Genomic DNA, 25,845 nt, shown 5'->3' on the forward strand with positions numbered 1-25,845 from the left:
TTAAGAAAAGGGTGTTTTTTTGTTGAACCCGGAAGATTAATCTTGTTCAACGTGAAACATATCGGATTGAATTTTTACGCGAAAGCGATTTGCTGCGCCTTATTGATCTCCGGCAATTTCGTCAATTCGCCGAGGACTTCCTTAGGCGTTTCCTTATCGACGGTGAGGACCATGATCGCTTCGCCGCCGACGATTTTGCGTCCGACCTGCATCGCGGCGATATTGACGTCGTTCTTGCCGAGCAGCGTGCCGACGCTGCCGATGATGCCGGGTTTGTCGTTATGCGAGATGAAGATCAGATGGCCTTCGGGAGCGATGTCCACCGGGAACTTGTCGATCTGTACGATCCGGGCGCCGTAACCGTTCAGCAACGTCCCGGCTACACGGCGTTCCGCCCCGTCCTGGGTTTTCAGGGAGACGCTGATCAGGTTCGTGAACCCTTTGGTGGCCGAAGCCTGGGATACGACGACGTTCACGTCGCGGACCTTGGCCAAATGCAGCGAGTTAACGGTGTTGACGTCGCTGCCGAAATGGCGGGACAGCACCCCTTTAATAATATAGCGGGTCAGCGGCTGAGTATCGACCTCGGCCAGGTCGCCGGCGTAATCCACATGAATTTCCTGAACCGCCTCATTGTTCAGTTGAGCGGCAAATGCGCCGAGTTTCTCGCCGAGTTCGAAGTACGGCTGCAGTTTATTCATGACGCTAGGAGCGACCGGCGGCATATTGACGGCGTTTTTGAACGGTTCGTTGCGCAGGATATGCAGCACCTGCTCCGAAACGTCGATGGCCACATTTTCCTGGGCTTCGACCGTGGAAGCGCCCAAATGCGGGGTCACGATAATTTTCGGGTTATGCAGGAACGGGTGATCCGCTTCGGGCGGTTCTTTCTCGAATACGTCAAAAGCGGCACCGGCCACGATTCCTTGATCGATCGCCTCGACAAGCGCCATCTCGTCAACCACGCCGCCGCGCGCACAGTTGATGATCCGCATGCCTTTCTTCATCACTTCAAATTGCGGACGCGAAATCATATGTTTCGTCTCCGGAGTGAGCGGGGTATGCACCGTAATGAAGTCGGCGTTCCGCACGATATCATCCACCGTCGCGAGCTTGATGCCGAGTTTCTCGGCGCGCTCCTCGGTCAAGAACGGATCATAGCCGAGAATATCCATACCGAACGCTTTGGCGCGTTTGGCGACCTCGCTGCCGATCCGGCCCATACCGAGCACGCCCAATGTTTTGTTGCGCAGCTCAACCCCGAGGAATTTACGGTCCCAAGTGCCTTGAATCGTCTTGGCGTAGGCTTGCGGGATATGGCGGGCGAGGGCCATCATCATCGCGAAAGCATGCTCGCAGGTCGTAATGGTGTTGCCGTCCGGCGCGTTGATAACGACAATCCCGCGCTTCGTGGCGGCCTCCAAGTTAATGTTGTCGACGCCCACACCGGCTCGTCCGATGACCTTCAGGTTCTTGCCGGCTTCCATAATCTTCTCGGTCACTTTCGTCTGGCTGCGAACGAGCAGAGCGTCGTACTCGGGAATGATTTGAACCAGCTCATCTTCGTTGAGTCCCGTCTTTTTGTCTACGACGACGTCGCTGGCGTCCATCAGCTGTTGGATTCCCATGTCACTGATCGGATCCGATACTAACACTTTAAACATGATTTCTTCCTCCTAAGTATTTGTTTATATAGGATTGCTGTTCGAAGAGAGATCATGCCTGACGGATCCCCTTCGAAAGCACTCGCAAACATGAACACTTTTCTCCACTACCGTTATAGTGCGTCAAAGAGCGGAGGTCGGCCAAATCCGCCATTTCAAGCCTACCCGAAAACAGATGATAAAAAAACTCCCGAACCGCATACTACTGCCGTAGTAAGGGACGAGAGTTGTTCGTGGTACCACCCTAATTCGCCGCGCCTTTACAGGTCACAGCCTCAGTGTCGAAATGACGGAATGATAACGGAGTTCATCCGACTGCGCCTACTGACTTGTCGCAAGAGGTTCAACGCAGTGACTCAGGATCGCTAAAGTTGTCTTTCCGCTACCGGTTTGCAGCACCACCGGCTCTCTGAGAGCTTTCGGACGACTTCTTTTCCTTCAACGTGTTTTGCAGATCTAATTTTTCATAATGTATCATGCTGCGTAAGAACGTGTCAATACTCTTTCGGAACCCGAGCAGTCGAAGGCTTGACGGCCTTGAATCGAGGTGGCATTTTAGTTATCATTTTAGGTATGTCGAAAACTCCCGACTGAAGGCGTATGCTCAGTTCTCCATAAAGAAAGGGAGCTCGGGCAGAAGCTCGGATTTATAATACGTCGCTCTCCACTTTTTGAATTCTTTGCTTTGAACGGCTTCCGTTTCTGTGAGGATTTTCACAATGGAAGACACAGAATTTAGTTTCAGGGCGGAAGCCTTGCCGCTAGCGATCATTTGGTCGATTTTAGCCGTCATATCCTGCGGATGATAAGTTACATACAATCTGCTGTTCTGCATGATGTCCGATACCGCCTTGTTTTTCTGAGCGAGCGGGTATGTTTTCCATTGCTTGATTGTCGTGTCGGCCTGGAACGAGTATTGATCCGGAATTTGCCGATCCGTTTTGGCGCTCCATTTCAAAATCGAAGCGTAGAACTTGGTTTGAGCTTTCAATCCGTAATCCATGGCGTTTTGCGTGAATTCGTCGCCGGACAATGCCTTGGCAAGCTCGGGACCGGCTTGGCCGCTCATGAAGGATACGTTTCGGGATATGCCTTCGTCAAACAGTTTCAGGCTCTTTAAAATGTCGTTCTGGGCCTGCTTCAGCAGAGGCGAAGATCCTGAAATCGGATTGGCCGAGATCAGGCCGTATTGGTTTTGCGCGGAATTCTGCGTCTCCTTTAAAATCTTGGCCGCCGCAAGTTTGGAATCCGCTCTTTGCAGGCGATCTTCCATGCTTATGTATTCTTCTTTAAATTGCTGATAGGGTTGATAAACGACATAATAGAAAGTGACCAGATCCTGCTGTCCGTAGGAAGCCTCGGTTTCCGATTCGAGGGCGGAGGCTTTATAATTTAAATACTTGGCCTCCGTCCGGGTAATCCCCATGCTCAGCCCGAGCATGAAAGTGCCGAACGCCGCAATTAGCGTAAACAGGAATCCGAAGGTAAACCAGACCTCAAAACGCGATGATTTCTTACTGTTCATAGAACGAACGCTCCTTATCCATATTTTAGTCCGTGAGTCTGTAAGACTAGGCCGGATGCATCTTCATACCATATTCTAAAGGACAGGGTCTGACATAAACTATGAAAAAATTCAAATTCGGCAACATAAAAATTCAAAAAGTGGATCCGGCTCAGATCGACGATCGACTGCTGCTGATCAACCTGTACTTTACTCAGGGACTTGCTTTATTTATCGGCTTAATCATCCTTTTTTTTCAGAAAAGAAACCCGCTTTCCATCTTAAATTTTCCAAATGATCCAAATTTCCTATATTGGGGCGCAGGCCTGGCGGCCGCCATGTTTCTAATCGATCTGGCGCTCTCCAAATTGATCATGGAGGAAGCGATGGATGACGGCGGGATTAACAACAAGCTGTTCAGGACCCGGCCGGTTTGGCACATCGTGCTGATCGCCCTGGTCGTAGCGGTGTGCGAGGAGCTGTTGTTTCGCGGCGCCATTCAGCACGGAATCGGGCCGTATTGGACCAGCGTGCTTTTCGCGGCCATCCATATCCGTTACTTGAGGCATTGGCTGCCGACGGGCTGGGTTTTTGCCAGCAGCTACGGTCTCGGCTATATCTATGTACAAACAGGGACCCTCTGGGCCCCGATCGTTTGCCATTTTCTCATCGACCTCATCTCTGGGTTAGTGATTAAATATCGGAGGGAACCATGAACGAACGTTTAAGTAGATCGGAACGTCATAAACGGAGTCGCAAAGGAAAAAGCGCGATAGCGGAAGGCGGTGCGCTGCCATCTCGGGCCATGCCGGCGGAGCTAACCGGAGGGGTTGCTCCCGGGAGAATTACCCGCACGGGCGGGGAGGAGTCCGCCGAGGTGGAGGTGAGCAAGCTTCCGACCCGTAGGGAGCTCTACCCCTCGCAGCGCGTCAAGTGGACAAAATGGTTTTTTAATACGCTTCTTTATGTTTTCGTCGCTATCCTGCTCGTCCTGCTATGGTGGGGCCTGAGCGATTCCCCATGGGGGGAGAAGTACGGTCTCTCCGGCGGGGTTGCATTTCCGCTGGGTTTTAGTTAAAATGATAAAAATTTCAAATCCGTACTATGCCGATGAAGAGCATCCAACTCGGAGGCGTATTCGCCAGGAGAGCGTGTTATCTCCAAGTTTACCGGACCGCCCGTTATCGCGGAACCAAGCGATTGCAGTGTTTGGCTTGCTGCAATAAGTTGGGTGGCACCGCGAGCAGAGCGCTCCTCGTCCCAAGGATGAGGGCGCTCTTTGTCTTTTTATCTCAAGGAAAAGAGGCGGTGTGGGTATGTTGGATGTAAGATGGATTCGCGAACACCGGGAAGCGGTCCAATTGGCGGCGGACGCCAAAAAAATCGGCGTCTCGGTCGCGGAGCTGCTGCTATGGGACGACCGGCGGCGAGAGCTGCTGAAGCAAGCGGAGGATTTGAGGCGGCGGAAAAACGAGAGCACGAAAATGATAGCGGAATCCTCTCGGTCGGGGGAGCGGCTGAATGAGAGCGTCGATCATTCGAAAATGCAGGTCAGGCGCTGGAATGAGGCGTTGAAGGAGACCGAAAAGGCGCTGGATAAGGCCCAGCGGGAATTCGACCGGCTGATGGGCCTCATCCCTAACGTGCCATCGCCCGACACGCCGCCGGGGGACAGCGATGCGGATAATGTGGAGCTCCGGAAACATGGGGCGCCGCCAAGTTTTGACTTTCAAACTCGCGACCATGTGGAGCTGGGTCTTATGCACGGCATGCTGGATATTCCACGCGGGGTCAAGGTTGGCGGCAGCCGGAGTTATTTTCTGCGAGGGCCTGGAGTGATGCTTCATCGGGCGGTTCAGCAGCTAGCTCTGGATCTGGTGATGGAGGCTGGGTTCCAGCCGGTGGAGGTCCCCATGCTTGTGAGAGGGGAGCAAATGTGGAACACGGGATTTTTTCCGCTGGGCGCAGACCAGGCCTATCAAATCCATGGGGAAGATTTATGGCTCGCAGGCACTTCGGAGGTTCCGCTTATTTCGTTTTTTCAAAATGAGATCGTGGATGTGAGCGAGCCGATCAAGCTGGCTGCGGTCTCGACTTGCTTCCGTAACGAAGTAGGGTCGGCGGGGCGGGATGTCCGCGGGTTGTATCGGGTTCACCAATTCTCAAAGGTGGAAATGGTCGTAGTGTGCCGACCGGATCCCGCCGTGTCGGAATCGCTTCACCAGGAAATTACCCGGCACGCGGAACGCTTGCTGGAGTTGCTGGAGCTTCCGTATCGGGTTATGGCGGTCTGTGCCGGGGACATGTCGCAGAAAACGTACAAGCAGTATGATATTGAAACCTGGATGCCCAGCCGTGGGGCATACGGCGAGACGCATTCGTCTTCGAATTTGCACGGCTTTCAAGCGCGCAGATCGAACATTCGCTGCCGGAACGAGGCGGGGAAGCTTGAATATTGCCACACCCTCAACAATACGGCCGTCGCGTCGCCGCGAATCCTGATTCCTTTACTCGAGAACCACCAGCGGGAGGACGGTTCGATCCACATCCCGCAGGCATTGCGCAAGTATATGGCCGGGATGGACATATTAAAGCCGAATTTATAAGCTTAAAAAAGGGGCCGACTGAAGGCATGCTTCAGTTCGGCCCCTTTTTTGGATATGTTCCTTTCTTTGGCTCAAAGTTTACTGACCGGCAACCGGCTTGTCTCCGATGCTGCGGGGATCCGCAAAACCGTAGCCCTTGGCCTCCAGCTTCGTCAGCAGTTCGTCGAGGGCTTCCACCGTCCACGGCAGTTCGTGCATAAGGATGTTGCTGCCGGGATGAAGCTGGTCAAGCACATTCTGGATGACCGCCTCCGGTTTGTTCTTGTTTTTGGAATCCCAGTCCAAGGAACCGTTTGACCAGGTCATATAGATCATGTCGTTCTCCTCGACAATTTGATGAAGCCGGTCGTTTCCGGAGCCGAACGGCGGCCGGAAAAAGCGCGGGCGCTCTCCGATCGTTTTCTCCACAATGTCCTGAACGTCCTCCACCTGTTTGCGGGCGCTTGCCGCCGATTCTTTCTTCAGATCGATATGATCCCAGCTGTGGTTCCCGATAATCTGCCCCCGCTCGTGAATCAGGGTTAGAAGCTCCGGATGCGCCTTGACACGATACCCGTTCACGAAAAAGATCGCCTTCGCCTGATGTTTGTCCAGCGTATCGATCAATCCCTCGATCATTTCCTTCTCCTTTGGACCGTCGTCGAAAGTCAGCAATACGACTTTTTTCTCGGTTCCGTCTTCATTCGGCTTCACATTGTAGGCCTTATCGATATGATAAAGCAATGGCGGGAGTTCCGTATCCTTCGTCGGTTCGGCGTTCGGCTTGTCCGAATCGCCGGCTTGCGCCGGGGTCTCTTCTTGCACCGTTTGACTGTCGCTCGTGTCGCCGGCGGATGGAGCGTTTGCCGGAACGGTTTGTGCCTGAGTCGTTTGCTCCGCTTGGGGAGGTTCGTCCTGTTTCTGGGCACACGAGCTTAACAACAGACACAAGGCTGCGATGAGCAGCGCTTTCTTGCTGATCAAGCGTATCAACTCGCTTTCCTGTATTTAAGCCGCATGAGTTTGTTGTAAAGCGCGAACACTACAACTGATTTTAACATATCTAAGGAGGTTGTTTAGGTGAAATCTTCCTCGTTTTTATTTGGCGTTATCCTAGGCGCCGTGGCGACGGGCTTGGCATCCCGGCGAAAAGGCGGTTGGATGTCCATGCTTAGCGAAGCGGGATCCATGATTAAACTGCCGGCGATCCAGGATGGGAACAACGATGACAAAACGTCGCATGCAGCCTCGAATTCAGTTTCGGGAAAAAATGGAGCCGACCCCACGGCCCAGGTGTATCCCAGTTCGGTTTCAAAGGCAGATGCGGGTCATTCGAAAGAATACAGTCTGAAGCAGATCACCGATTTCATTAAAGGGGACGCCGATGTCCGCCGCGAGGTCGAGGCGATCCTCAAAGAAACCCGTTCGGCCATTCCCGGCATCTAATTTCGGCACGCTTAAGAATCATTTTTCGCGTCCTTTGGAGGAATGCGGAAAATGATTCTTTTTTGATTATTTTATTACGTGCATTTAGAGAAAATTAATGATAACATACTTACAAAGAACCATTTCCAGCACATATTACAGCAGGTTTCATAATCTGTTATAACAAGGCATGGAGAGGAGGATCCTGTATGAGGATTGAAAGACTTGGTCAGGATAAAATACGGATTTTCCTCACGTTTGACGATCTGAGCGAACGCGGTATTCAGAAAGAGGATATGTGGCAGGAAATTCCGAAGGTCCACGATCTGTTCACGGAGATGATGGATCAGGCTTACAACGAAGTGGGCTTTGATGCTACGGGTCCTTTGGCGGTCGAAGTGTTCGCGCTTCCTGCTCAAGGTATGGTCGTCATCGTTACACGAGGCAAATACGATCACCATCATTTTGGAGCAAGTTCGCCTTATGAAGACGAACTGCCCGAGGAAGTGTACGAGATGGAAGTGACGCTGGAACAGAGCGATACGATTCTCTACTCTTTCGATGATTTTGAGGTGCTGATTGAAGCGGCTCACGTTCTCCGGCCTATGCTAGACGACGCCGGGAGACTGTATAAATATAACGGGAAATGGGTTCTGAGGCTGGAACCTGACGAGCTTGACGAGACGAAAGTGCCGGCATTGATTGCCGTTCTCGCCGAATTTGGCGAGGCTACCTCCGTAACATCGGCCATGCTGGACGAATACGGAGACGTGATCATGGCGGAGAACGCGATCGGCGTCATCTGCAGCCATTTTAAACGTCAGGATTGAAGATAGCTGTTTCTTGCGTGAACGAGTCACGGGAGAGAAGACGGTCATTGAGGAAGGTAAGGGGGGATACCGTTGCTCTTTTTCTCGATTGCCACAGCAGCGGTTGCTCCCGGTATTGCTCTCTTGACCTATTTTTATTTGAAGGACAAGTATGATGCCGAACCACTGCATATGGTTATTAAAGTGTTTCTGCTCGGTTTTCTGATCGTTCTGCCGGTAATGATCGTGCAGCGCGGCATCGCGATTTGGTTGGGGGAAGGTCCGCTTATTTCGGCCTTCGGTATTTCCGCCGGGGTGGAGGAAACCCTAAAGTGGTTTGTTCTTTTCCATATGATCTACAATCACACCGAATTTGACGAGCCCTATGACGGCATTTTATATGCGGCCGCGATATCCTTGGGTTTTGCCACCGTGGAGAACGTCATTTATGCGTTCGCCAGCCACGCTTCGATCGGCACGTTGATCGTGCGGGCGCTGCTTCCGGTGTCAGGGCATGCGATGTTCGGCGTGATGATGGGATATTACATGGGAAGGGCGAAATTCTCCACCGGGCGGAAGAGCACCAAGTTCTTGATTTATTCCTTGTTGCTCCCGCTTTTGTGGCACGGGGTCTACGACTGGATCCTGGACAATGTGACGCATTATTGGATTTGGTACATCGTCCCTCTGATGGCTTTTTTATGGTACGGAGGGATCGGCAAAATGTACCGCGCCAACAACCGGTCTCCTTTCCGTCTCACGGAAGCCAGGGGACAAGATTAAGATGAATTCAAAGAGGGCATCCTTTATTTTGGAAGCGCGGCTGATGGCCGGTATTCTGAAAGGGGTGCTTTTTTTGTGCGCGTAAAAGTGAAAATTTTATGCAAGAACTGCGGGGAAAGGTTTATTCTCCGCGGGAAGAAAGAGAAGGGACAGATTGATACGGGTTTTAAGCAGTGTGTCTGCGACAACCGCCACGCTTTTGAAATCGAGGAGGAGCACCTCTAGGCGTGAGCAGGATGAACGGTTCTTCTCTTCTGAAGTTATGAATGCATAAACCTCCCAGCTTCTAGTCAAACTACCCTCAGACAGTTGAAGAAGGGAGTCCGATTACCGATGTATAAACGATTGAGTGCTATACTTTTTCCGGTTGCCACGATACTATTGATCGGCGCCCTGGTTTGGGGCTATCAGGAGAACCAGGAAAAAAACGCGATTTTGATCAAGGCGGAAAACCAGTACCAACGGGCGTTTCATGATTTGTCCTTCCATGTGGACAAACTCCACAGGGAGCTCGGGAATACGTTGGCGGTACATACCGCATCCACAGGTTCGCACCGGAAAGGCCTGGTTAACGTATGGCGGATTACGAGCGAAGCCCAGAATGAAATCAATCAACTGCCGCTGACGCTGCTGCCGTTTAACAAAACCGAGGAGTTCCTGTCGCGCATTTCCAAGTTTTCTTATCAGACGGCAATTCGGGATTTAACGAAGCAGCCTTTGACCGACGGCGAGCTTAAAAACCTGAAGGAACTTTATAAAAGTTCCGCTGAGATCTCCAAGAATCTTCAGGAAGTTCAGAACAAGGTTATCAGCAACCGTCTGCGCTGGATGGACGTGGAGACGGCCTTGGCGAGCCAAAGGGAACCTAATGACAACACCATCATCGACGGTTTCAAAACCGTTGACAAGAAGGTGGGCGAATATCCCGAGTTGGATTGGGGTCCATCCGTCTCAAGCATGTACAATAAACGGTCGGTCAAGAAATTGGGGGGAGCCCCGGTGACCGAGCAGAAGATCAAAACGGAAGCCGCCCGCTTTACGGGCACGCCGGATGCGAATTCGTTTAAAGTAGTCGAAAACGGCCGCGGCACCGAGTGGGCTTCGTTTACGGCGCAGCGGCAAGGCAATCAGGGGGAAAGGGTCACCCTGGACTATACCCGAAACGGAGGTTACCTGATTTCCTACGTGCATGACCGAAATATCGGGCCTAAAGCGGTCGGTACCGGCAAAGCCAGAGCGTCCGCGGAAAAATTTCTGCAGGAAAAGGGATATCCGGATCTTACTCCCGTTTCCTATGACGAGTATGACAACATTGGCACCTTTACTTTTGTATCCAAGCAGGATGGCGTGTTGCTGTACCCCGAGAAGTTAACCGTAAGGGTGGGTCTGGATAACGGCCAAGTGACGGGCTTGCAGGCCAGCGATTACGTGTACGAACGGGAAAATCGGGAGCAAGTGCCCAAACCGAAGCTGACGCTGCAGCAAGCGCGGAAATTCCTGAACTCGGAATTTAAGGAGAAATACCATCGTCTGGCCCTGATCGAGAACGACATGTCGGAAAAGGTGCTTACCTACGAATTCGGGGGATCGATCAACGGCTCGGATTATAAGATTTTCATCAATGCGGAAACGGGGACCGAAGAAACCGTTGAAGAAATTCGCAGCCGCGGACAGGGAACCCGTTCATAAGTGAATAACGGTTTAAAGAAGGAGGCCCGGCATCGGGTTCTCCTTTATTGTTTTTTGGGAATAGTCTCAATAAAGGGTTTCTTGTAATTCGCCGGTACAAAACTCTCCTCCATCGACCCGGCTCATGATATAATCGTTTAAGTGACGAAAAGCAGCAAGATGAATAAAGGGGTCGGTGGAAACGTTGTTGCCAAAAGTAAATGATTTGATTTATATCCAGGTCGCCTCTGCGGATAAAAAGGAAGATGACAAGGAATGCAAATCCCGAATCGCGGACCTCGGGGATGAGTTTTACTTGATCGAGGTGCCGATCGAAGTCGGCAGCGGAAGAATAAGAAGGCTATTTGCGGGAGACGAGCTGTCCGTCTATTTTTTAACCGAAGACGGTGTGAAAAATTATTTTAATACATATGTCCTCGGCTACGCGGACGATGTCGTTCAATTGGTCCGGATTCGCAAACCGGAACCGGAGGCGATCACCAAAATTCAACGCCGGCATTATTTGCGGGTCGTTGCCGAGCTGGAAATCGCGGTTCGGGTGCAGGACAACACCCGCTTTGTGGCGCTGACCGAAGATGTTGGCGGCGGTGGGGTTTCGATGATTTGCGACGGTAAGTACAGATTAAAAGAAGGCGACCCTTTATATTGTTGGCTGCTGTTGCCTTATAAGAACGGGAGCATTGAACACGCTCCGTTTGAAGCCGAAGTCGTGCGGACCAAGAAACTGGAAACGGGGAAAGACCTCGTGATGTTGAAATTTGTCAGCATTTCCGATATGGAGCGGCAGAAGATTATCCGCTACTGCTTTGAGCGGCAATTTGATTTCCGAAACCGCTAATTATCGGTATCTCCGGGCGGATGCAAGGTTCTGCCTTTTTTTGGGCAACCTGTTGGGACAGGGTGACTTTTTCGGAAAAAGGTGAAACTTCATGCGCGAAAATAAAGATCGGGAAATTTACGTATCGCTGTTCCTGCAATTTTCGGACAGGGTGGAGCATGGGCTACGCAAGGCGCTGATCGTCCTGCTATGCTGTCTGATTCTGTCTCAGGCGCTCATGTCCTTTCCGGTCATTCGACATCTTTTGGCATCCGCCGAAAAATACGAAGGAACTCCGATTCGCCGCGCGGAAAACCGTTAAAATCTGCCTTTTCGCGCGGAAGGCTTTTGCATCCCATTGCTTTGTGTGGTATAATTTTCACGTCGCAGGCAATGCCTGCTTTTTTCTTGAGACCGTCTTCTGAGGAGGAATCCCCTTTTGGTTAGCGGAGCGTCATCATCATCTGGCAAAATCAACATCGCGATCGACGGACCGGCCGGAGCCGGCAAAAGTACGATCGCCCGCAGGGTTGCAGGCATGCTGTCATACATATACGTCGACACCGGTGCGATGTACCGGGCGGCAACCTGGTATTTTCAGCAGCTTGGAATCGAACCGGAAGACGAAGAAAAAGTGCTTCAAACGGTGCCCAACCTGGTTATTGAATTAATACCCGGAGAAGATGGGCAACGGGTTAGCGTCAACGGGCAAGAGGCGACGGAGGAGATCCGTTCCCTTGCGGTGAACGCCCAGGTGTCCCGATATGCTCAAATCGAGGGGCTGCGAGGCAGGCTTGTCTCTCTGCAGCGGCAAATGGCTTTGCGCAAAGGCGTCGTCATGGACGGTCGCGATATCGGTACAACGGTTCTTCCCGATGCGGAGGTCAAGGTTTTTATGACGGCTAGCGTCGAGGAACGCGCCCGGCGGCGTTACAAAGAGATGAAGGAACGGGATCAGATCACCTTGGATCAGCTCATTCGCGATATAGACGAGCGGGACCGGCTGGATCGGGAAAGGGAAATTTCCCCGCTCCGGCAGGCGGAAGACGCCGTCCTGCTGGATACCACGAACATGACGCCGGACGAGGTGGCCGAGGCCATCGTTTCCATGTGCAGAACTTATGTTAGAAAGAGAGAAACGGAATGATCTACAGTTTTTGCCGGGGTGCGCTGCGCCTCATTTACAAGCTGTTGTTCCGCTTGGAGGCCCACGGCTTGGAACATATTCCGGCCGAAGGGGGAGTGCTGTTGTGCTCCAATCACCTAAGCAATCTTGATCCGCCGACCATAGGCATTTTGCTTCAGCGGAAGGTGCATTTTATGGCCAAGAAAGAGCTGTTCGACATCTTCGGTTTAGGCTGGCTTATCAAGCAGCTCGGAGCTTTCCCGGTTAAACGGGGCGGAGTAAGCAAGGAGTCGATCAAGACCGCGCTCACCCTGCTTCGTGAAGGGCATGTCATGGGGATTTTTCCGGAAGGGACCCGAAACAAAGGGGAAGACGCGAGCATCGGCAAACGAGGAGCCGCTACATTCGCGCTCCGGAGCGACGCTGCCGTTATACCGGTGGCGATTATTGGGAATTACAAGCTTTTTCGCAAAATGAAAGTGGTTTACGGTCCGCCTGTCGATCTGTCGGCCTTCAAGGAAGACAAGGGCGCGGACGCCGCCGAAATGGCCACCGAAGCGATTATGGCGCGTATTGCGGAATTGAAATCACGCGGCTGACCGCCTCCCTTTTCATGCATGAAGGCAGGAGGTATTTGGCAAGCTAGGAATGAATGTTTTGAACTTCGCTTCAGGCGGGTTTAAATAAATGGGTTTTCTGAATTGAGGAGGGTATTCACATGTCGGAAGAAACAAAAAACGAGTTTGAAGCTGCCGAAACGGCAAGCCAGGAAGAAATGGAACAAATCGTATCCTTGAAAAAAGGGGACACCGTAAAAGGAACGATCGTCAAAATTGAAGATAACCAGGCTTATGTAAGCATTGGATATAAATACGACGGCGTTATTCCTATTCGTGAATTGTCCTCGGTTCACCTGGACAACGCAGCCGATGCCGTTCAAGTGGGACAGGAAGTGGAAACCAAAGTTGTCAGCATCGACGACGAGAAAGAGCGTCTGGTTCTGTCCAAGCGCGCGATCGATAGCGAGAATGCTTGGGAAGAGCTGAAGAAGCGCTTCGAAAGTCAAGAGACGTTCGAAGTTACGGTCGCCGATGTCGTAAAAGGCGGAATCGTGGCGGACGTCGGCGTACGCGGATTCATTCCGGCCTCGATGGTAGAGCGTCATTTCGTGGAAGATTTCAGCGACTATAAAGGACGCACTCTGCGTGTTAAAGTCAAGGAAATCGATCCGGAGAACAACAAAGTCATCCTTTCCCAAAAGGATGTGCTGGACGAAGAGTTTGAAGCCAACAAGCTGAAAGTCATGAGCGAACTGAAGGAAGGCGAAGTGCTGGAAGGTACGGTACAACGCTTGACTCAATTCGGCGCATTTGTGGACGTAGGCGGGGTGGACGGACTGGTCCATGTATCTGAAATCGCTTGGAACCATGTCGACAAACCGGCTGACGTTCTCTCCGAAGGCGACAAGGTGAAGGTAAAAGTGTTGAAGGTTGATCCGGAGAAGGGCAAAATCAGCCTTAGCATCAAAGCCGCTACACCGGGACCATGGGAGACGGCTGCCGAGAAGTTCCACACCGGGGACATCGTAAGCGGTGAAGTGAAGCGTCTGGTTAATTTCGGGGCCTTCGTGGAAATCGCGCCTGGGGTTGAAGGACTTGTTCATATCTCTCAAATTTCGCATAAACATATCGGCACGCCTCATGAAGTGCTGAAAGAAGGTCAAACCGTTCAAGTGAAAGTGCTGGATGTTAATCCGGCCGAGAAGCGGGTAAGCCTTAGCATTAAGGAAACCGAAGAAGCTCCTGCTCCGGCTCCTAGAAGCGAGAAGCCTTCCAAAGGCAGCAGCGTGAGAAAAGAAGATTTGGGCGACAACCCGAACGTTTCGCTGAGCAACCAAGGACTGAGCATCACGCTGGGTGAACGTTTCGGCGATAAGCTGAGCAAACTGAAATAAGCGGGATACAGGCAGACGAATGGATCGGCGGACCCTTGCAAGCGGGTTCGCCGATTTTATTTAGGCAAAGGGAAATAGCGAAGTCGGCCCGGTTCGCCAATCGTGGTTTTTTTTGCTATGATGTTCTAGGTATAACGAAAAAAGGACACGAAAAATTAAAATATAGACGAATGGTTAGGGAGGAATGCGTATGGCAAGACCTGTAGTGGCCATTGTGGGCAGGCCGAACGTCGGCAAATCGACGATTTTTAACCGTATTATCGGCGACCGCTTGGCCATCGTGGAAGACAAACCGGGGATTACCCGGGACCGGATTTACGGAGCCGCCGAATGGAACGGTAAAGCTTTCAGCATTATCGATACGGGCGGAATTGAGCTGGATGACGAGGAGCCGATTCTGAAGTCGATCCGGATGCAGGCCGAACTCGCTATTGAAGAAGCGGATGTCATCGTCTTTATGTGCGACGCCAAGGCCGGTGTCATCGGCTCCGATGAAGAGGTGGCCGGAATGCTCTACCGCTCCGGCAAGCCGGTGATCGTGGCCGTAAATAAAGTCGATAATATCGGGCGGATGGACAATATTTACGAGTTCTACAATCTTGGATTCGGCGACCCGATCGGCGTGTCGGGCAGCCATGGCACCGGGGTCGGCGATCTGCTGGACGCCATCGCCGAGAACTTGCCGGAGCTGCCGGACGACGAGTATGAAGACGATGTAATCCGCGTCGCGTTAATCGGTCGCCCGAATGTCGGTAAATCTTCGCTCGTCAACGCCATACTCGGCGAGGAGCGGGTCATCGTCAGCGACATTGCCGGTACGACCCGGGACGCGATCGATACCCCTTTCGAGAAGGACGGGCAGAAGTTCGTGCTGATCGATACGGCGGGGATGCGCAAGCGCGGCAAGGTCTATGAAACGACCGAGAAGTACAGCGTGATGCGGGCGATGAAAGCCATTGAGCGCGCCGATGTCGTCCTGGTCCTCATCAACGGGGAGGAAGGGATTATCGAGCAGGATAAACATATCGCCGGTTACGCTTATGAAGCGGGGAAAGCCTCGGTATTCGTCGTAAACAAATGGGATGTCGTGGAGAAGGACGATAAAACAATGCACCAATTCGAGCAAAAAATCCGCGACCATTTCCTGTTTATGACTTATGCGCCGGTGGTGTTTTTGTCCGCCAAAACCAAGCAGCGCCTGCATAAGTTGCTTCCGGTGGTTCAGCATGTCGCAGACCAGCATACGAAACGTGTGCAGACGCATTTGCTGAACGACGTCGTCTCCGACGCGATTGCGATCAATCCTCCGCCGACCGACAAAGGGCGCCGTCTGCGGATTAATTACGTGACGCAAGTGTCGGTCAAGCCGCCTACCATCGTAGTTTTCGTGAACGATCCGGAGCTGATGCATTTCTCGTACGAACGGTACCTGGAGAACAAAATCAGAGCCGCCTTCGACTTTGAAGGCACGCCGATCCGGTTGTTCACGCGGCGCAAGTCAGATGAAGGTTAGGGGAGTAGAGGCGAAGTGATTTTACCTGTCGTAGCTGTAATTGTGTGTTATCTGCTGGGCTCCGTCAGCTTCAGCGTACTGCTGGCCAAGTCGCTGAAAGGGATCGATATCCGCCAGCACGGGAGCGGGAATGCCGGCGCAACCAATACGCTCCGCGTCCTCGGCAAAGGTCCGGCCATTCTTGTGCTGGCCTTGGACGTGCTCAAGGGGATCGCGGCCGTATGGATCGGACGCTGGCTGGGCGGCGACTCCGCCTGGGTCGCCTCGCTTAGCGGAATCGCCGCGATCATCGGGCATAACTGGCCGGTTTACTTCCGCTTTCGCGGCGGAAAAGGCATCGCCACGACCATCGGGGTCATGGCGACCCTGGTTTTCTTTCCGGCCTTGTATGCCGGAATCATCGCGATTCTTTCGATCGTGTTTACGAGATACGTCTCGTTGGGCTCTTTGATTTTCGTGTTTTTGACGCCGGTTTTTCTTGCGGTGACAGGCGAATTCGGCCCCTATTTCTGGGCAAGTCTGGTCATTTGCGTTTTCGCCTTTTGGAGACACCGCACCAACATCGTGAAAATCGCCCAGGGCAAAGAGAACAAGCTGGGCTCCAAAGGAGGAAAACGCGTTGTCTGACAAAGCTGCTGTGCTGGTGGCAGGGAGTTGGGGAACGGCCCTCGCCAGCGTATTGGCTGACAAGAAAATGGATGTCATGGTATGGACCCGGAACGCAGCGCAACGGGATGAAATCAACGATTTGCACCGTAATGAGCGCTTTTTGCCGGGCGTGGAACTACCGCCCCATCTGCGCGCAACCACAGACATGAAGGAAGCCGTCGAAGGCGCCAAAGCGGTGGTCATTGTGGCACCTTCTTCGGCCGTACGGGAGGTTGCCCGCTCCTTGAAGCCGCATTGGACGGAAGATATGCTGATCGTCCACGCCACCAAAGGGTTTGAAACCGAGAGCTTAAAACGGATCTCCACGGTTATTGCCGAGGAACTCGGCTGCGAGGAGGGCCGGATTGTCGTGCTGTCCGGTCCGAGCCACGCGGAGGAAGTGGTGAAACGATGTCCGACGACGGTGGTCGTAGCCTCGTTGGATGAATCGCAGGCCTCCGCGGCCCAAGACTTATTCATGAATTCCTATTTCCGGGTATATACGAACCGGGATTTGGTCGGCGTTGAACTGGCCGGGGCTTTGAAGAACATTATCGCCCTGGGCGCGGGCATGTCCGACGGACTCGGATATGGGGACAACGCCAAGGCGGCGCTCTTGACCCGGGGCTTGGCCGAAATTACCCGGATCGGGGTGGAGATGGGCGCGAATCCGCTCACCTTCGCCGGATTGGCCGGCATCGGCGACCTTGTGGTAACGGCAACGAGCCGGCACAGCCGGAACTGGCGGGCCGGCTATTTGCTCGGGGAAGGCAAATCGCTGGAGGAGGTGCTGGGCTCGATGGGGATGGTTGTCGAAGGCATACGGACGACGAAAGCGGCCCACACCATCTCCGAGAAATACCAGGTCCAGATGCCGATCGCCAAACAGCTTTTCCACGTGCTGTTCGAAGGAATGGATCCCAGAACCGCGGTGGAGGCGCTGATGGGACGGGACCGAAAAACCGAAATGGAGGTCATGTCGCTGGAAACCTGGGAGCAGTGGCATACCTGAGTTATCTAAAGGGCATCGGGGATCATCCGCTAAGGCCTAGGACCTTTTCCTGCTCCTTCTCATAAACTGTTGGGGAGGACAATGGAGGAGGCGAGAATATGGGCAAAGTTTCCAAGGATGCCTTGGATGCCATCAATAAGAAGACCGGGAAGAAGATTTCGGAAGGCGCGGTCAAAAAGCTGGCCAGCACGGTAAAGCCCTCGACGATGCAGAGCGAGGCCGAACTGAGAAAGCTGATCAAGCAGGTTTCCGCGATGGCCAAGGTCCCCGTCTCGGAGAGCACCGTCAACGAAATTGTCGGAGCTGTCAAGAAAAGCGGCATGAATCCCAACAATATGGAAGCCTTAATGAAAATGATGATAAAGAAATAAATATGAGATGGCTGCCCGAATGGGCAGAGCTGCCGCCTATGGCAGCTTTTTTTATTAGACTCTCGTTTACATAGCCTGTACGCTTCGGAGATGCTATAATAATCATCATAATCATGCCGTGAATTCAGATAGGGAGTGTACCGATCATGGACGCAATGACTAAAATGTGGCTGTCCTTGGCCGCGATTCTTGTCATGGGCTTGTCTGTATTTTTGATTACGTTTGCCCGGACCAAAACGAAAGGGATCCTGCGCGGCGTTCTTTCCTTGGTCGCCTTCGTCATTATGCTGGCGGGTTTTCTAACGGGACTCGTATCGATCACCTAGAATTTCTGGGATAAGAGAAGAGGATTAAATATGGACTTGGATATGAAGGGATTCAATGAAAAATTCCCGGATATCAGCCGCGCTCTCCAGTCGCTTGCGCAGCGGTGTGAGGGAGCGAAGGAAGCTTGGCTGCTTGGGGGAAGCTGCGGACTTTGGCTGCAGGGCGTACCCCTGGATACTTCGCCCCGGGATATCGACATTTATGCGGATATGACCGGAGCGGAGGAACTGCACGGCCTGTTGGCTGAAAGTGCCTTGGACGAACCGCGCCTGGACCAAAGCGGACTTTACGTGTCCCAACTCAGCCATTACCGGCTGAACGAATGGACTTTGGAGCTGGTCGGCGGTTTTCAGGTGAAAACCGAAGGGGCCGTATACCGGACGGAAGTGGACGAAGTTTTGGCGCCCGGCGCGCCGATGGTAAGGTTGGGCGAGTCGGAACTACGCCTGATGCCCTTAAGTCATGAATTTGTGTTCAACCTCTTGAGAGGTCGCCCGGATCGCTATTTGAACATCGCCAGTGTCATGCGCCGGAACGCCGAGGGGCATCTTCCGCTGCTCTATCAACTGCTGCGTCGGAACCGGTGGTCGGCCGAGGTTGTTGCGAGAATGGCGGAGCTTTTGAATCAGCCGCTGCTGTCGGGCCCGTGGGGCGAACTGGAGAACGCCCGCCGATAAGGAGGTATTCCGAGAATGGAGCCGCAAGTCACCTTTTTGCCGGGTAATCGAACGTTAAAAGTACGCTCCGGCACGAATCTCCTGCAGGCGGCCCGAAAAGCCCGGATTCATATTCCGACCCGCTGCGGCGGAAATGCGGGCTGCCTGATGTGTAAAGTGGAGGTTAGGAGCACGGACGGGACGCCGGCTGGACTTACGCCTCCCGGCGAGGCGGAACGCCGCAAGCTGGGTCCCCTGCTGGAACAGGGGATCCGCTTGGCCTGCCAGGCCAAGGTTGTGGGACCCGCCACGGTCAGTTTGCCGGAAAATCCGCTGAAGGCGGCGATCCGCAAGCAGCTGGAAGCTCAAAACGAGGAAGACAGCCTTTGGTGACCCATCCGGCGAAAGAGTATAAAATGAAGGAGCTTGAATTGAACCATGCAGAATCGAAAACGACGGGGCGGAAGGATGTACCGCCGTTTTGCGTGCGGATTGACGATATTTTTATTATCGGGGTTGCTGTCGGGCTGTTTGTATCGGGGAGAACCGCAGGAAAGGCGGGTTTCGTACATTGAAAGCGTTGACAGGGTGCAAAGGGCCATCGACCGATTCCAAGAAGATCAGGGGATTTTGCCGATTATAACGGCGGGTGAAGAGACGCCAAGATACGAGAAATTCAGAATCAATTTGGACCAGTTGAATCAACAGGGGTATTTGGAGCAAATCCCGCAGGCCGCCTTCGAAAAAGGGGGGAGCGTCTATTTTCTCGTGATCAATGAGGAAATTGATCCCACGGTCAAGGTGATGGATTTGGCTACCGTGCAAAAGGTCAATGACGTACAGCGGGCGGTCGATCTATACCGGAGCAAGCGGGATGGTAAACTTCCCGTTCAGGAGAACGGTGAGATTTCCCCGGGCGTGTACAGGATCGACCTGGAAGCGGCCGGAGCGGAAAACTATAGCCTCAAAAGCGTTTATTCCGGTCAGCCTCTAGACTATCTCGTGGACAAGGACGGCCGCGTTTATGTAGATTATGCATTCGATATTATGCAAGCGTTGGACCAAACGGGCGCAAAGCCCGGGGAAGATAAAGATTTAAGGGAGATTTTGACCGACCAGTCCTATTTCGTTCCGGTCAAGTCGCTCCCTTACCGCTGGGTCGACGGTACTCCCGTACCGCAAATCGAATAAGTTATCTTCATTTCGCAGCCGCCGGCTGCGGTTTTTTTTGCCCAAAAATACATATTGGAAACGATAGATTCATAACTATTCAATATGGCGGGAGATGGCCCGTCATATTCGCGACGAAGCGAGGCGCGAAAAAAAGCTGGCTCGGACGGTCTAAACCGTCATAATTCCGCATCTGGTACATATGATTTTACTAGTCCAAATGCATGTACGAGTTACGCCGCTTCGTTGCTGTTCTCTCCACCCGGGTTTGCGGCGGCGGACACAGGTACAAAGGAGCTGCCGCTCCTAACCGTAGCTATGATTTCAAATTATTGGCGAATAACGAAGCGGATGCTCGGCGAGCATTTTTCCTTCGGCGAATTTTGAGGAGGGGATATCATTGGTATTGGAGAAAGTGGACATTTTTAAGGACATTGCCGAACGTACCGGAGGGGATATTTATCTGGGTGTCGTCGGAGCTGTCCGCACCGGCAAATCTACATTTATCAAAAGATTTATGGAAACGGTGGTGCTCCCGAACATCGCGAGTGAAGCCGATCGGGCGCGTGCGGTGGATGAACTTCCGCAAAGCGCCGCCGGCAAAACGATCATGACGACCGAACCGAAATTCGTGCCGAACAACGCGGTGCAAATCAAGGTGGCCGAAGGGCTTGAAGTGAATGTCAGACTGGTGGATTGCGTAGGTTACGCCGTGGAAGGCGCCAAGGGATATGAGGATGAAAACGGTCCCCGTATGATTTCGACGCCGTGGTTCGAAGAGCCGATTCCGTTCCAGGAGGCGGCGGAAATCGGAACGCGCAAGGTGATTCAGGAGCATTCCACGCTGGGCGTCGTCGTCACCACGGACGGTACGATCGCGGATATTCCACGCTACTCGTACGTCGAATCGGAAGAGCGGGTCGTGGCCGAACTGAAGGAGGTCGGCAAGCCGTTCGTGCTCGTCATTAACTCGACGCGCCCGAACAGCGAGGAAACGCAGCAGCTCCGGGGCGAACTGGCCGCGAAGTACGACATTCCGGTCATTACTCTCAGCGCGGCTACGATGACCGAGGAGGACGTCACGGGCGTCCTGCGCGAGGTCCTGTACGAGTTCCCGGTGCACGAGGTCAACGTCAATCTCCCGAGCTGGGTCATGGTGCTGAATGAGAACCATTGGCTCCGCAGCAACTATGAAAATTCCGTACGCGACACGGTCAAGGACATCCGCCGTCTGCGCGACGTGGACCGGGTCGTCAGCAACTTCATGGAGTACGACTTTATCGAGCGGGCCGGGCTCAGCGGGTTGAACATGGGGCAAGGCGTCGCCGAGATCGATCTTTACGCGCCGGACGATTTGTACGATCGGATTTTAATGGAAGTGGTCGGCGTGGAAATCCGGGGCAAAGATCATTTGCTCCAGCTCATGCAGGAATTTACGCATGCCAAGAAGGAGTATGACCGATTCGCGGAAGCGCTGGAGATGGTCAAGACGACGGGATACGGGATCGCGGCTCCGTCGCTGGCGGAAATGGCGCTCGACGAGCCGGAACTGATCCGTCAAGGCTCCCGGTTCGGGGTTCGCCTGAAAGCGACCGCGCCTTCGATCCACATGATCCGCGTCGATGTCGAGTCCGAATTCGCGCCGATCATCGGAACGGAGAAGCAGAGCGAGGAACTGGTCCGCTATTTGATGCAGGATTTCGAAAACGATCCGATCAAGATTTGGGAGTCCGATATTTTCGGCCGCTCGCTGCATTCGATCGTCCGGGAAGGCATCCAGGGCAAAATCGCCATGATGCCGGATAATGCTCGCTATAAACTGCAAGAGACGCTGGGGAGAATTATTAACGAAGGTTCGGGCGGCTTGATCGCCATCATCCTTTGATCGATAGACATCAAACGCGTTTGGCTGGGAACAAGAGCCAAACGCGTTTTTTGCGTTAAATTACTAAAACCGATTTACATACTTGGTATTTGGCATTATAGTAATCTATAAAGATTTTTACATATCATAATTCAGGGGGAGAAACGATGAAGAAAATCACAGATTTGAAAAAAACGGGCTTCATCCTGCTGCTGCTTGCGCTTGTGTTGACGATCAGCGCCTGCGGCATCAAGAAAATGCCCGCCGAAAATAGCGGGACCACCGAACCGGCAGCGGCCGCCCAGGCGGAGGGGGAAGGGAATACCGCGGAAGGCAAAGAACTGGCCGGCAAACGGATCGCATTGATCATGGAATTCAATACCGGCACCTTTTCACAGCAGTACGTACAGGGCGTCACGGAAGAAGTGAAAAAATTCGGCGGGGAACTGACGACCTTCGTCGCGGAGAACAATCGGGCCAAAATGGCTGACTTGCTGGAGTCGGCGATCAATCAGAGGTTCGATGTCATTTTGACGGATCACGGTTCGGCGGAATTTTTAGAACCCGGCATCAAGAAGGCGGTCGAGCAGAAGATCGCGGTCGTGGTGTTCGATGCGCTGGTAAACGTTCCGGGGGCCACGGTGCTGTCCCAGGATGACCAGAGTCTCGCGGCGCTTACCCTGGACAAATTGAAACAGGACAGCGGCGGCAAGGGCAACATCGTCAAGGTGTGGGTAGCGGGTTTTGCGCCGATGGAACGGCGCGAGCAGGAGTATAAGAAGTTCCTTGCGGAAAATCCCGAAATCAAGGAAATCGCCGCGTTCGGCAATGCGTCCAATCCGGCGCTGGACAGCCAAACGCAAATGGAAGCGGTGCTGAAGCAGTATCCGAAGGGCGAAATCACCGCGGTATGGGCCGCCTGGGATGAATTCGCCAAAGGCGCGGCCCGGGCGATTCAATTGGCGGGCCGCGATGAGATCAAGGTGTACGGCATGGACCTTAGCGATGAAGATCTGCAGATGATCCAGGATCCGAAGAGCCCGTGGGTCGCATCGGCGGCGGTGGATCCGAAGGATATCGGACGGATTCAGGTCCGCTACGCTTATCAGAAGCTGCATGGCGATGCGACGGACGATCAGGTGGTCTTGAAGGCCGTTCTGGTTACGCGCGAGGCATTGCCGGAACAGCAGATTTCCACCGATGAACTGTCGCAGTATGTGGAAGGCTGGGGCGGATCGAAGCAAGGGATTCAGGAATGGATGAAGGAATACGGCGTGGAATAACGCGGTAAACCTATAATTTTCGGAGAATACCAAGGCGCGCCGTCCGGCAACGGACGGCGCCGCCTTTTCCCGGTGAAAGGAGGAAGACTTGGAGATGTCATTATCACCGAAGGTGCTGGAGATGCGGGAAATCACGAAATCGTTTGCCGGAGTGACCGCCTTGAACGGAGTGGACTTGACGCTGGAAGGCGGGCAGATCCACGCTTTGCTCGGGGCGAACGGCGCCGGAAAAAGCACGTTGATGAAGATCTTGTCGGGCGCCTATGGGCGGGACGGAGGCAGCATGAAGCTGCTGGGGCAGGAGGTCCGCTTTCAAGGACCCTCCGACGCCAAACTGCACGGCGTCCACTGCGTATATCAGGAGGTGGATGCCGCCCTGGTGCCTCAACTGACGGTGGCGGAGAACGTTATGCTGGACGAGCTCGCCAAGCCCGGGGCGAAAACCTGGATCTCCCCGGGCGAGACCGCCCGCCGGGCCGAAGCTGTGCTGGAGCGGCTTAAGGTCAACGTTCCGGTCAAGCGAAAAGTGGCGGAGCTGAGCATCGCGGAGAAACAGATGATCTTGCTGGCGCGCATTTTGTCCCAGGATGCGAAGGTGATCATCTTTGATGAACCGACAGCGCCGCTCAGCGGAGCGGAGGCGGAGAGCTTCTTCCGGATCCTTCATGAACTGAAGGATCAAGGCGTTGCGTGCGTATTCATTACGCACCGCTTGCAGGAGGTCATGGATCATGCCGACCGGGTGACGGTCATGCGGGACGGCCGGGTGGTTTATACCGGCCCTCTGGGGGATGCCGGAGGGATCGACGGCCTCATTTCACACATGCTCGGCAAAACCTTTGCCGAGGAATTCCCCAAGGTTCCCGCGGAGATCGGCGACGTGCTGCTGCGCGTCAACGGTTTGAAACGGGGAACCAAGGTGCGCGGCGTCGACCTGGAGGTTCGCCGCGGCCAGATCGTGGCCGTCGTCGGACTGGTCGGCGCCGGAAAGAGCGAGCTGGCCCGCCTTCTGGCCGGCGCGGATCGCCCCGATGCCGGGACGATCGAATTGAAGGGGCGGGCCTTCCGCTTCAGACAGCCGGCCGACGCGGTCCAAGCCGGCATCGTCAGCATTCCCGAGGAGCGGCGCAAGCAGGGGATCGTCATCCAGGACAGTGTGGAGCGGAATCTCAGCCTGCCGCTGCTCAGCCAATTAAGCCGCCTCGGCGTCATGTCCGCCCGCAGGGAGCGCAGCTTGGCGGAGAGGGTCATCTCCGCGCTCGGCATCAAAACCTCGAGCCCCAAGCTGGAGGTTAAATACTTGAGCGGCGGCAACCAGCAAAAGGTCGCCATCGGCAAGTGGCTGGAGCGGGGGGCCGAGGTGCTGGTCTTCGACGAACCGACCAAAGGGGTGGATATCGGCGCGAAAAGCGATATTTTCCGGATCATCGGCAACCTGGCCGCCCAGGGCAAAGGCATCGTTTATTTCACGAGCGAGCTGGATGAAGGCCTCGGGATCGGTGATCGGATCGCCGTCATGGTTGACGGCCGGATCGCGGGCGTGTTCGAGCGGGGAGAAATCACACAGGAACAAGCGTTGTTTTACGCTAGCGGGGGACGGAGGGAACAACTGTCATGAGAGAGAAATTGCTTAACTTGTCGTTTAAATACGGAGCGTTGGTCGTGGTTGTGCTGGTTTTCGCCTTTTTTTCGTTCCGGCTGCCTTACTTTTTCACCTACAGCAATATATCCGATATTTTAAATTCGATCGCCATCGTAACCTTTGTGGCGATCGGGGTTACCTTATCGCTGGCGGTCGACGGGTTTGATTTGTCCGTAGGCTCCACGGTGTCGCTTAGCACCGTCGTTACGGCCACTCTAATGATCTGGTACCAGATGCCGCTGTACATCGTTCTAATCGTGCCGCTGGCGATCGGGGCCATTATAGGCCTGCTCAATGCGTTTCTTATCGTCAAAATGCGGATTCCCGATCTCCTTGCCACGTTGGCGATGATGTACATCGTGGGCGGAATCCATAAAACATATGCCCAAGGCTACACGATTTATAATCATATGCAATTCCCGGACGGCAGTAAGGCGGCGGGAGAAATGGACAAAACTTTCCTGCTGCTGGGACAGGGGAAATGGCTGGGAATCCCGATTTCCGTCATCCTGCTTCTGATTTTCGTCGTGCTGGTCCACTTTTTCCTCACCCGGACCAAATACGGCCGCCAGATTTATGTAACGGGGGGCAACGAGGAAGCGGCGCGTCTGTCCGGGATCAAAGTCAAAAAAGTGCGGACCCTGGCGTATGTCGCATCCGGTGTATTCGCCGCGATCGGGGGGATTCTGTTCGCTTCCCGGGTAGGTTCAGGGCAGATCGATGCCGGAGCTCCGCTGCTGATGGAGGCCGTAGCGGCGGTTTTTGTCGGTTTTTCGGTTCTCGGGGCAGGGAAACCGAATATCATCGGCACCTTTGTGGGTTCCGTACTGATCGGGGTGCTCGTGAACGGGTTAACGATGATGAATGTCCAGTATTTTGCGCATGACATCGTCAAAGGGGCTGTTCTGGTACTCGCGCTGTCCGTAACTTTCTATGTCCTGAACCGGTCCAAAACTTAAAAAACTTGAAAATATCTTTTGACTGTATTACTATAAGTTTGTTC

27 protein-coding genes and 1 other annotated feature are annotated in these 25,845 nt (G+C 53.6%); of the genes, 24 read left to right on the top strand and 3 right to left on the bottom strand.

Translation table 11 applies throughout. The annotated features are described in order from the left end of the window. Positions 1–74: 74 nt before the first annotated feature. Positions 75–1,664, bottom strand: a complete 1,590-nt coding sequence (gene serA / locus FRY98_RS11450; RefSeq protein ID WP_148451875.1) for a phosphoglycerate dehydrogenase — start codon at positions 1,662–1,664, stop codon at positions 75–77. 213 nt (positions 1,665–1,877) lie between these two features. Next, positions 1,878–2,115: a binding site (T-box leader), on the bottom strand. Positions 2,116–2,268: 153 nt separating this feature from the next. Then, entirely contained in the window at positions 2,269–3,189 is a 921-nt protein-coding gene (locus FRY98_RS11455; RefSeq protein WP_148451876.1) for a hypothetical protein, read from the bottom strand. Positions 3,190–3,290: 101 nt separating this feature from the next. Here FRY98_RS11455 and FRY98_RS11460 point away from each other — a divergent pair, with 101 nt between their 5' ends. The 3 genes from FRY98_RS11460 (at position 3,291) to serS (ending at position 5,774) form a co-directional block, all read left to right on the top strand. Further along, the gene (locus FRY98_RS11460; RefSeq protein ID WP_148451877.1) at positions 3,291–3,884 is read left to right on the top strand and encodes a CPBP family intramembrane glutamic endopeptidase; all 594 of its coding nucleotides are present in this window, start codon (positions 3,291–3,293) and stop codon (positions 3,882–3,884) included. Continuing rightward, complete coding sequence (locus tag FRY98_RS11465; protein ID WP_148451878.1) at positions 3,881–4,246, top strand: hypothetical protein; 366 nt, start codon at positions 3,881–3,883, stop codon at positions 4,244–4,246. The genes FRY98_RS11460 and FRY98_RS11465 overlap by 4 nt, the downstream gene beginning before the upstream one ends. 238 nt (positions 4,247–4,484) lie before the next feature. Beyond that, positions 4,485–5,774 (top strand): serine--tRNA ligase, encoded by a 1,290-nt coding sequence (gene serS / locus FRY98_RS11470; RefSeq protein WP_148451879.1) that lies wholly within the window; start codon positions 4,485–4,487, stop codon positions 5,772–5,774. Between the two features lie 78 nt (positions 5,775–5,852). Here the strand turns inward: serS and FRY98_RS11475 are convergent, their stop codons facing one another. Next, complete coding sequence (locus tag FRY98_RS11475; protein ID WP_148451880.1) at positions 5,853–6,737, bottom strand: polysaccharide deacetylase family protein; 885 nt, start codon at positions 6,735–6,737, stop codon at positions 5,853–5,855. 96 nt (positions 6,738–6,833) lie between these two features. Here FRY98_RS11475 and FRY98_RS11480 point away from each other — a divergent pair, with 96 nt between their 5' ends. The 21 genes from FRY98_RS11480 (at position 6,834) to FRY98_RS11580 (ending at position 25,801) form a co-directional block, all read left to right on the top strand. Further along, positions 6,834–7,199 (top strand): hypothetical protein, encoded by a 366-nt coding sequence (locus tag FRY98_RS11480; RefSeq protein ID WP_148451881.1) that lies wholly within the window; start codon positions 6,834–6,836, stop codon positions 7,197–7,199. Positions 7,200–7,387: 188 nt separating this feature from the next. After that, positions 7,388–8,008, top strand: a complete 621-nt coding sequence (locus FRY98_RS11485; RefSeq protein WP_148451882.1) for a genetic competence negative regulator — start codon at positions 7,388–7,390, stop codon at positions 8,006–8,008. A 72-nt stretch (positions 8,009–8,080) separates the two neighbouring features. After that, positions 8,081–8,770, top strand: coding sequence for a glutamic-type intramembrane protease PrsW (prsW, locus tag FRY98_RS11490; RefSeq protein WP_148451883.1), 690 nt, complete (start codon positions 8,081–8,083; stop codon positions 8,768–8,770). A 333-nt stretch (positions 8,771–9,103) separates the two neighbouring features. Beyond that, positions 9,104–10,459: a germination protein YpeB gene (ypeB, locus tag FRY98_RS11495; protein ID WP_148451884.1), complete on the top strand. Its 1,356-nt coding sequence runs from the start codon at positions 9,104–9,106 to the stop codon at positions 10,457–10,459. A 184-nt stretch (positions 10,460–10,643) separates the two neighbouring features. Beyond that, positions 10,644–11,297 (top strand): flagellar brake protein, encoded by a 654-nt coding sequence (locus tag FRY98_RS11500; protein ID WP_211373283.1) that lies wholly within the window; start codon positions 10,644–10,646, stop codon positions 11,295–11,297. Positions 11,298–11,388: 91 nt separating this feature from the next. Further along, a complete protein-coding gene (locus tag FRY98_RS11505; protein WP_148451886.1) occupies positions 11,389–11,598 on the top strand; it encodes a hypothetical protein in 210 nt (69 codons plus the stop codon). A 117-nt stretch (positions 11,599–11,715) separates the two neighbouring features. After that, positions 11,716–12,423: a (d)CMP kinase gene (gene cmk, locus FRY98_RS11510; RefSeq protein WP_148451887.1), complete on the top strand. Its 708-nt coding sequence runs from the start codon at positions 11,716–11,718 to the stop codon at positions 12,421–12,423. Then, positions 12,420–13,001 carry a lysophospholipid acyltransferase family protein gene (locus FRY98_RS11515; protein ID WP_148451888.1) on the top strand — a complete coding sequence of 194 codons (582 nt, stop codon included), beginning with the start codon at positions 12,420–12,422 and terminating at the stop codon, positions 12,999–13,001. The genes cmk and FRY98_RS11515 overlap by 4 nt, the downstream gene beginning before the upstream one ends. A 119-nt stretch (positions 13,002–13,120) precedes the next feature. Beyond that, on the top strand, positions 13,121–14,356 hold the full coding sequence (gene rpsA, locus FRY98_RS11520; protein WP_148451889.1) for a 30S ribosomal protein S1: 1,236 nt from the start codon (positions 13,121–13,123) through the stop codon (positions 14,354–14,356). Positions 14,357–14,546: 190 nt separating this feature from the next. Next, positions 14,547–15,869, top strand: coding sequence for a ribosome biogenesis GTPase Der (gene der, locus FRY98_RS11525; protein ID WP_148451890.1), 1,323 nt, complete (start codon positions 14,547–14,549; stop codon positions 15,867–15,869). Positions 15,870–15,884: 15 nt separating this feature from the next. Further along, positions 15,885–16,496, top strand: coding sequence for a glycerol-3-phosphate 1-O-acyltransferase PlsY (plsY, locus tag FRY98_RS11530; RefSeq protein WP_148451891.1), 612 nt, complete (start codon positions 15,885–15,887; stop codon positions 16,494–16,496). Further along, the gene (locus FRY98_RS11535) at positions 16,489–17,529 is read left to right on the top strand and encodes an NAD(P)H-dependent glycerol-3-phosphate dehydrogenase (RefSeq protein ID WP_148451892.1); all 1,041 of its coding nucleotides are present in this window, start codon (positions 16,489–16,491) and stop codon (positions 17,527–17,529) included. Before plsY ends, FRY98_RS11535 begins: the two co-directional genes overlap by 8 nt. Positions 17,530–17,627: 98 nt before the next feature. Next, positions 17,628–17,900, top strand: coding sequence for a stage VI sporulation protein F (locus FRY98_RS11540; protein ID WP_148451893.1), 273 nt, complete (start codon positions 17,628–17,630; stop codon positions 17,898–17,900). Positions 17,901–18,046: 146 nt separating this feature from the next. Beyond that, positions 18,047–18,226, top strand: coding sequence for a DUF2768 family protein (locus FRY98_RS11545; protein WP_148451894.1), 180 nt, complete (start codon positions 18,047–18,049; stop codon positions 18,224–18,226). A gap of 30 nt (positions 18,227–18,256) precedes the next feature. Next, a complete protein-coding gene (locus FRY98_RS11550; RefSeq protein WP_225039621.1) occupies positions 18,257–18,904 on the top strand; it encodes a nucleotidyltransferase family protein in 648 nt (215 codons plus the stop codon). Positions 18,905–18,919: 15 nt separating this feature from the next. Then, entirely contained in the window at positions 18,920–19,276 is a 357-nt protein-coding gene (locus FRY98_RS11555) for a 2Fe-2S iron-sulfur cluster-binding protein (RefSeq protein WP_148451895.1), read from the top strand. A gap of 45 nt (positions 19,277–19,321) precedes the next feature. Continuing rightward, positions 19,322–20,074 carry a DUF3939 domain-containing protein gene (locus tag FRY98_RS11560; RefSeq protein WP_148451896.1) on the top strand — a complete coding sequence of 251 codons (753 nt, stop codon included), beginning with the start codon at positions 19,322–19,324 and terminating at the stop codon, positions 20,072–20,074. A 385-nt stretch (positions 20,075–20,459) separates the two neighbouring features. Continuing rightward, a complete protein-coding gene (spoIVA, locus tag FRY98_RS11565; RefSeq protein WP_148452687.1) occupies positions 20,460–21,938 on the top strand; it encodes a stage IV sporulation protein A in 1,479 nt (492 codons plus the stop codon). Between the two features lie 146 nt (positions 21,939–22,084). Beyond that, positions 22,085–23,200 (top strand): sugar ABC transporter substrate-binding protein, encoded by a 1,116-nt coding sequence (locus FRY98_RS11570; protein ID WP_148451897.1) that lies wholly within the window; start codon positions 22,085–22,087, stop codon positions 23,198–23,200. 94 nt (positions 23,201–23,294) lie between these two features. Beyond that, the gene (locus FRY98_RS11575) at positions 23,295–24,818 is read left to right on the top strand and encodes a sugar ABC transporter ATP-binding protein (RefSeq protein WP_148451898.1); all 1,524 of its coding nucleotides are present in this window, start codon (positions 23,295–23,297) and stop codon (positions 24,816–24,818) included. Beyond that, entirely contained in the window at positions 24,815–25,801 is a 987-nt protein-coding gene (locus tag FRY98_RS11580) for an ABC transporter permease (protein WP_148451899.1), read from the top strand. The genes FRY98_RS11575 and FRY98_RS11580 overlap by 4 nt, the downstream gene beginning before the upstream one ends. The last annotated feature ends 44 nt before the right edge of the window (positions 25,802–25,845 follow it).

It is taken from the genome of Paenibacillus faecis (assembly GCF_008084145.1).
GTDB lineage: Bacteria > Bacillota > Bacilli > Paenibacillales > Paenibacillaceae > Fontibacillus > Fontibacillus faecis.

Coding starts and splice junctions, on each gene's coding strand:
- FRY98_RS11540 (WP_148451893.1), top strand. CDS start 17,628: ATGGGCAAAGTTTCCAAGGATGCCTTGGATGCCATCAATAAGAAGACC.
- FRY98_RS11485 (WP_148451882.1), top strand. CDS start 7,388: ATGAGGATTGAAAGACTTGGTCAGGATAAAATACGGATTTTCCTCACG.
- ypeB (WP_148451884.1), top strand. CDS start 9,104: ATGTATAAACGATTGAGTGCTATACTTTTTCCGGTTGCCACGATACTA.
- FRY98_RS11570 (WP_148451897.1), top strand. CDS start 22,085: ATGAAGAAAATCACAGATTTGAAAAAAACGGGCTTCATCCTGCTGCTG.
- FRY98_RS11460 (WP_148451877.1), top strand. CDS start 3,291: ATGAAAAAATTCAAATTCGGCAACATAAAAATTCAAAAAGTGGATCCG.
- FRY98_RS11560 (WP_148451896.1), top strand. CDS start 19,322: ATGCAGAATCGAAAACGACGGGGCGGAAGGATGTACCGCCGTTTTGCG.
- serS (WP_148451879.1), top strand. CDS start 4,485: ATGTTGGATGTAAGATGGATTCGCGAACACCGGGAAGCGGTCCAATTG.
- FRY98_RS11545 (WP_148451894.1), top strand. CDS start 18,047: ATGGACGCAATGACTAAAATGTGGCTGTCCTTGGCCGCGATTCTTGTC.
- FRY98_RS11515 (WP_148451888.1), top strand. CDS start 12,420: ATGATCTACAGTTTTTGCCGGGGTGCGCTGCGCCTCATTTACAAGCTG.
- FRY98_RS11555 (WP_148451895.1), top strand. CDS start 18,920: ATGGAGCCGCAAGTCACCTTTTTGCCGGGTAATCGAACGTTAAAAGTA.
- FRY98_RS11550 (WP_225039621.1), top strand. CDS start 18,257: ATGGACTTGGATATGAAGGGATTCAATGAAAAATTCCCGGATATCAGC.
- FRY98_RS11455 (WP_148451876.1), bottom strand. CDS start 3,189: ATGAACAGTAAGAAATCATCGCGTTTTGAGGTCTGGTTTACCTTCGGA.
- der (WP_148451890.1), top strand. CDS start 14,547: ATGGCAAGACCTGTAGTGGCCATTGTGGGCAGGCCGAACGTCGGCAAA.
- FRY98_RS11580 (WP_148451899.1), top strand. CDS start 24,815: ATGAGAGAGAAATTGCTTAACTTGTCGTTTAAATACGGAGCGTTGGTC.
- FRY98_RS11465 (WP_148451878.1), top strand. CDS start 3,881: ATGAACGAACGTTTAAGTAGATCGGAACGTCATAAACGGAGTCGCAAA.
- serA (WP_148451875.1), bottom strand. CDS start 1,664: ATGTTTAAAGTGTTAGTATCGGATCCGATCAGTGACATGGGAATCCAA.
- FRY98_RS11575 (WP_148451898.1), top strand. CDS start 23,295: ATGTCATTATCACCGAAGGTGCTGGAGATGCGGGAAATCACGAAATCG.
- FRY98_RS11505 (WP_148451886.1), top strand. CDS start 11,389: ATGCGCGAAAATAAAGATCGGGAAATTTACGTATCGCTGTTCCTGCAA.
- rpsA (WP_148451889.1), top strand. CDS start 13,121: ATGTCGGAAGAAACAAAAAACGAGTTTGAAGCTGCCGAAACGGCAAGC.